Below are 5,908 nucleotides of genomic sequence, written 5' to 3'. Positions count from 1 at the left end.
TTCTTTCCCTTCTTACCCTTCTTTCCCTTCTTTCCCTAGCCCCTAGCCCCTAGCCCCTAGCCCCTTCTTACCCTAGCCCCTAGCCCCTAGCCCCTAGCCCCTTTCTATACAGCCGCTTTCACAAACTCAGCCTGGTACTATTTTACTATTGCAGTGGCAGGAAAATTGTCATCACTTCCCCCTTCTGCGGTCGTTGTCGCACCACCAATTTCCCCCCAGCAGCTCTAAATAAATTCTTCGTCACGCTCAAACTCAGACTCAAACTACCAGTTTCCGGCTGAAACATCAACAGCGGCCCAATAGATTTGAGCGGCCCATTAGGAGTTTGTTTAAAAGCCGATTCATTTTTAGTTCCAGGTTGTAGTTGAGATTCCAACTGTAATTTTAATTGATTTCCCGCCAACATCACTCCAACTTGAATGTGACTTCCTGCTGGTAGAGTGCGAGTAAAATCTTCAATTAAACCAGTTAAAACCTGATCCAACATTGTCTGATCGCTGAGTACTGTTGGTAAATTCTGTGGCAGAATTACCTCTAGAGTGTGATTGCGCTGACAAGCTTGTTTTTGCCAGCGAGGAAGATTACTTTGAAAGACTTGAGTCAGGGAAATTGCGGTTAGTTGAACTGAAGATTGCTTAGCCTGGGACATTTCCAATTCTACGGCCCTAAAAATTAAACCAAAGCGGTCAATTTGGGCAGTACATTCGGAGTCAATCATTTCTAATCGCTTAACTACTACTGGATCGAGATTGGGACGTTTCAGTAGTAGCCTAGTCAGGGTGCGGATTGTTGCTAAAGGAGTGCGAACTTCATGAGCGATCGCTTGTAGCAGTTCTACCTCTTGGGATTTGGGGTTTGGGGTTTTAGATTTGGGATTTGGCAATAATGTTCCCAAATCTGCACTTTTTCTTGCTTTCTCCTGTTGGCGGTATCCAGTTTCTTCTAAGGGCAAATTCTGCAATAGCAGGCGGCTAAACTGCATTACAATTTTGTAGTCAGGTGCGATCGGAGTAAACTGCTCAAACAAAAGTACCATCGATTTAGCACTACTCGATACTGACTTACTCAAAGTAAAGTTTGCACCTTCAGGAAAACTTGCTAGTAATTCCTCGCTATCCTTGACTCGTAGCTGCAAGATGGCCCAAGCTTGCATCACGACTGCTGGATCGAAGGAAAATAGAAAGGCGGGATTTCCTAAAGCATTTTCCCCTAATACCATTACCAGACTGAATTTAGCTGTTAACACCAAACAAAACTGCTCGTTGGCTAAAGGATCGCCGTTACAAAGAGGTAGTGCTGGTGTTGTAGGAGGAACTGATATTGTCCCTTCTGGTGCTGGTAGTAGAGGTAAAGCTTGCGAAGATAAGTAAGTGTTAGCTTCCTGCGGGTTACTGGTAAAAATCCAAGCTGCAAAGTTTTTCACTAATGCAGGGTCAGTCAACACCGAGGAAGGGCCAGACAAGATTAATCCTTGATGGGATTGGGTAGGGATTGGGGATAGGGAAGATGGGGAGGATGGGGAAGATGGGGAAGATGGGGAAGATAGGGAGGATGAGGAAGATGGGGAAGATATAGAGGAAAATTTCTCTCCCTCATTTCCTGCGGCCCTTTCCTGTTCTAATAGTTGATTAAGAGCGGCGATCGCAGCGTACCACTCCTGCTGAGCTCTGAGTCGGAGAGCGATGCGAACCCCAGAGTGCGAATAGTCTGAATTTTCATACAGCGCGATCGCATCTGAAGAGGTGATGTCATTTTTAACCCCATCTTCGGCTAAAATCTCGCTAATGGTCGGTAAAAAGTAACTGTTCACAACACACCCACCTGCAAAATTTACATTTTAGATTTTAGATTTTTGGCTTAATACTAAATCGTCTCTCTCTTCAGAGTATCGGCTTCTGTCTGTAGTGTATATTCGCATAACCGAACTAATAAGTAGCAATCTCCGCTTATTTTTTAGAGCGAGGCTGGCTGAGTGGGGTTTTCCTGGGTTAGGTTAGCTAGGGTGATGAGCGATCGCGCTGATTGAGTGAGGGGTGAGATTGAGCGATCGGCGGTTGAGCTCTCCTTATCAGCTTTGCGGAGGGAGGTAACGAGAAGTTGCGATCGCCCATGCTTTTAAAGGTTTCAGTAAATGGCGAAGTGTAGTAATTTCTTCTCCGCAGTGGTTATGGTTTCATCAAATAGAACACTTGAAAAGTCAAATTGATCCGTAAACTTGGTAAAAGCCGTATTATAAAAATTACGAAGAATAAAGGAGATAAAGGCATTCGGTGTAACTGGAGAACAAACAGGAATTCTACAGTTTTTAAACTGCCCCAAAGTTAAATGACACTTGGGATGATCTATATCTATATGATTATCTGGATCGTAGTCAAATCTGATTGGCACTGGCAATATATTCTTAGCTATTATGTCTGCATATATCTCATCCTCTTCATAAATTTCAGGTTCTTTTTGTCTGACTGATAAACCTACTGAAATTAGCTTTCGAGTAATGGTGGCGATCTGTTTATGAATATCTCGATAATTAGCCATTTTTAAAAAAGTTTTTCTTTTAGCCCATCTAGTATTTCTTGGGGTATATCTTCTTTGTAAATCTCTCCTTTGTTAAGAGCTTCAAGAAGCTCTCTTAAATCTTTTTTGTTTTTAAATATCCGATCCCGTTCCTTTGGACTCATATCTCTATTCACAAGATTCATTTCTTGCCGTTCTTTTTCAGTAGGATAGGTAAACTTAAGAGCAAAGTTTTCTTGCTTAACTTGATTATATTCAGCTTCCAGTCTTCTCATATCTTCACCATAGCCTAATACTCTTAGCCAAGCTTTGCTTCTTGTCATAGCAGTAAATAGAATATTTCTTTTTCTAGCTAGATCAGAACCTGAGAAACAAAGGTGTGCATCTATAACGTAAATCATTGCGGCTTCATTTCCCTTTGCCCTATTGATGCCAGTAAAGATAATAGCTTCTTCACTGAAGAATTCATCCGGGGAAGTTGTTATCCCCGCTAGGTTAGAATTGATTCCTCTCTCAAATAGTAGAGTTCTAGGTTCTCTGACAGCATCTCTAGTGGTAAGTGGATTAGTATGTATAACCATGATGTCATCATGTTTCAATTCATCTTCTTTTAGGTTGGTTTCTATTTGACTGACTAACCATTCCATTTGTTCTTTATTATTGTTGAATGACTTGAAGGTAATTAAGTCATCAATAGGTGAGTGAGATTCGAGAAACTTAGGACTTGTCTCATCAGTTCTAGCAAGCGTTACAGACTTCCCATCTTCTAAAGTTCCTTGCTCAACGTTGTAGCCAATATCTCTCCATAATCCAGAATAATCAAACATCTGGACTAATCCTTGATCTCGATAAATCCCAAATCCAAGGGCGTGTGCAGTCGCCAAAATTGGGCGAGAGTTTCTATAACATTTTTCTAATATAATATCTTCTTTTGGTTTTTTTGGTAAGTTTTGGAGTTGAACACGAGGTGTACCATTAATATCCTTTCCAAAAATAGCATTTGGAGATTCCATAATCTTATTATTGAGGCTTTGTAGTTCATCATAAGCATAAACTAATCTCTTCGGTTCTTTCAATATCTCATAACAAATCCGCAAAAAATGTTGGGAAAAATCCTGTGCTTCATCAATCAAAATAGCATCATAGTATTGGGTAAACTTCTTTATTTTACCAATTGCTTCTTTACAAACTGTATCAAATTCTTGACCAGAACCATTTGGAAGATTTTTTGCTTCACGAAAGTCTCTATATTCAATATTATGTTTCTTGCAAACTTCATAATAAATTCCCTCTGCATTTGGACTGCCCCAAGCGTGAATTATTTTAACTTTATCCCAATCCGGTTCTTCATTTGTATGTTCAATAGTAAAAGTGTTAATAAGTTGCTGGAACTGACCTTTCAGTGAGCGGGTATTAAAAGTTACAGCAATATTCCAATCAGGATTTTTTGCGTGCAAGTAAGCAACTTTCAAGGCTAAAACTATAGTCTTTCCTGAACCGGCAAGTCCTCTAATTCTTTGTACACCTTCGACCGTTTCAAGTACAGCGGCACTTTGATTTCTATCTAAATTAGCAATCGAATCCTCTAATTTACTAAGTTTCGCTCCCTTAGAGTCTTCTTTCTTGACATAGTTCCGCTGCTTTCTTTTTCTTATGGATGTTATGGCTTGTATTACTGAAGTTAGTTTTTCAAAATAATCACTATTTTCCCACTTTTGAAAGTGAATAAATTCTTTCAAATCACAATCATTAATAGCGACTATATACTCCTCTGAAACATCGTTTGGTTTATGACTCCAAGCGGGTGCGTAAGTTATAACGCCAATCTCAACCATTAGATTTCTCTTATTGGTAAGAGAGCTATGTTGGAGCAATTTCGCCTGAATTTTGTTGACGCTCTCATCCTGTACTTCTTCCAAATTAATATCAGTTTTAGTACCCTCGACAATGTTAAAAATAATAATGCCATGTTTCCTAGAGACAAGAAGAGCATCAATTTGATAACCTCCTTGAGATGTACCTATTATTGGATATCCTAAATATAAACTTCCATCAATGTCATCTCTTCTACTCTCAAAGTAATCAGCGAGTCTTCTGGAAGACTCAGGTTTATTTTTTACATCGCCTCTGACAATATTAAGCATAATATTTCCTTTTATTAAAGTACGTTGTCTATTGTCTATTATACCAAAATCTAATACTAATGTCGCGCATCTACTTTTCCAACCTAAATCCTTTAGCGCAAGGCGCTGAGGAGCTAAACTGATTACCCCCTAAGTTAACCAACCGACATTAATTATTCAACTCCAGACAAAACACAATTTGGGAAATTTATCAATTAGGATAGGAACTCCTAAAGGGTGTTTTTGTGCTATAATTTTAGTGTTTTTCAGAGCGCAACTGTCCAACCAAGTGGACTAACTCTGGTAAAATCAGCTTTTCGACAGCCAGTTGTACCGCATTGCTAGAACCGGGAAGAGAAAAAACCAACTTCCCTCGATAAACCCCAGCCGTAGCGCGAGATGCGATCGCTCTCGATCCTATTTCCTGATAACTCAGCCAGCGAAACAACTCTCCAAAGCCTGGTAAAGTCTTTTCTAGCAAACCCTCGATCGCATCGTAAGTAGTATCTCGCGGCGCAATCCCAGTACCCCCGTTGAAAATTAGCGCATCCAAGTCCGAGCGCTGGCAGAGCGATCGCACCTGGGATATAATTTGTTCGGGTTCGTCTTTAACCAGAGTGTAAAACCCGACTGCATGACCAGCATCTAAAAGTAATTGTTTAATTAATTGACCGCTCTTATCCGTTTCCTGCGATCGCGTGTCGCTGACAGTAATCGCAGCACAATTCACACTTATTTTAGAACTATCAGGGTGAGGAAGTACTGTCATACATATTTCTCTGAACTAATAGGTAATCGGGACTGGGAAATTACCCATCCCCAATTACCATCAATTACCTCTTACCGCTTACGCCTTGCTGAATCCTAAGCCGTGTTCTTCCGAATAGCGTTCCATGAAACGCATAAATCGATCCCAATCTTCTACAGATTTCATCAAGTATAGTGCTTCCAGAGATGCCGGCTGACCATTGATGAATTTAGCTTTAACTTCCCGCGTCGTAATTTCGCCTTCTTCATCAATCATATACATCCCAGTAATTTCTTCTGTACTGCTGTTACTAAGAGCTTTGGGATTTTCAAAGGTAAAGGTAGCAGTACCCTGATTGCCTGTTTTAGAACGAGTGAGGCGCACATCTGGGATTACATCTTCGTCAATACCCCTGGAAAATTGAATTTTAGCCATAATTTTGCGATCGAACCTTAAAGATTGATTAAATTGTCATTGTTTTAATCATAAAACGACGCGGGTATCTCTACACGGAAGAGATGGG

The 5,908-nt window shown here is 40.3% G+C and carries 5 protein-coding genes; all 5 read right to left on the bottom strand.

Annotated elements, in window-relative coordinates; translation table 11 throughout:
• Positions 1-145: 145 nt before the first annotated feature.
• Entirely contained in the window at positions 146-1,810 is a 1,665-nt protein-coding gene (locus OSCI_RS12725; protein WP_007355373.1) for a sensor histidine kinase, read from the bottom strand.
• A gap of 314 nt (positions 1,811-2,124) precedes the next feature.
• Complete coding sequence (locus tag OSCI_RS12720) at positions 2,125-2,535, bottom strand: DUF2290 domain-containing protein (RefSeq protein ID WP_007355372.1); 411 nt, start codon at positions 2,533-2,535, stop codon at positions 2,125-2,127.
• 2 nt (positions 2,536-2,537) lie between these two features.
• A complete protein-coding gene (locus OSCI_RS12715) occupies positions 2,538-4,658 on the bottom strand; it encodes a DEAD/DEAH box helicase (RefSeq protein ID WP_007355371.1) in 2,121 nt (706 codons plus the stop codon).
• A 235-nt stretch (positions 4,659-4,893) separates the two neighbouring features.
• Complete coding sequence (locus OSCI_RS12710; protein WP_007355370.1) at positions 4,894-5,406, bottom strand: MogA/MoaB family molybdenum cofactor biosynthesis protein; 513 nt, start codon at positions 5,404-5,406, stop codon at positions 4,894-4,896.
• Positions 5,407-5,484: 78 nt separating this feature from the next.
• Complete coding sequence (psb28, locus tag OSCI_RS12705; RefSeq protein ID WP_007355369.1) at positions 5,485-5,820, bottom strand: photosystem II reaction center protein Psb28; 336 nt, start codon at positions 5,818-5,820, stop codon at positions 5,485-5,487.
• Positions 5,821-5,908: the final 88 nt, after the last annotated feature.

The organism is Kamptonema sp. PCC 6506 (assembly GCF_000180455.1).
GTDB lineage: Bacteria > Cyanobacteriota > Cyanobacteriia > Cyanobacteriales > Microcoleaceae > Kamptonema > Kamptonema formosum.
Note: the sequence above shows the minus strand (reverse complement) of the source record. Positions and strands in the feature narration are given on the sequence as shown.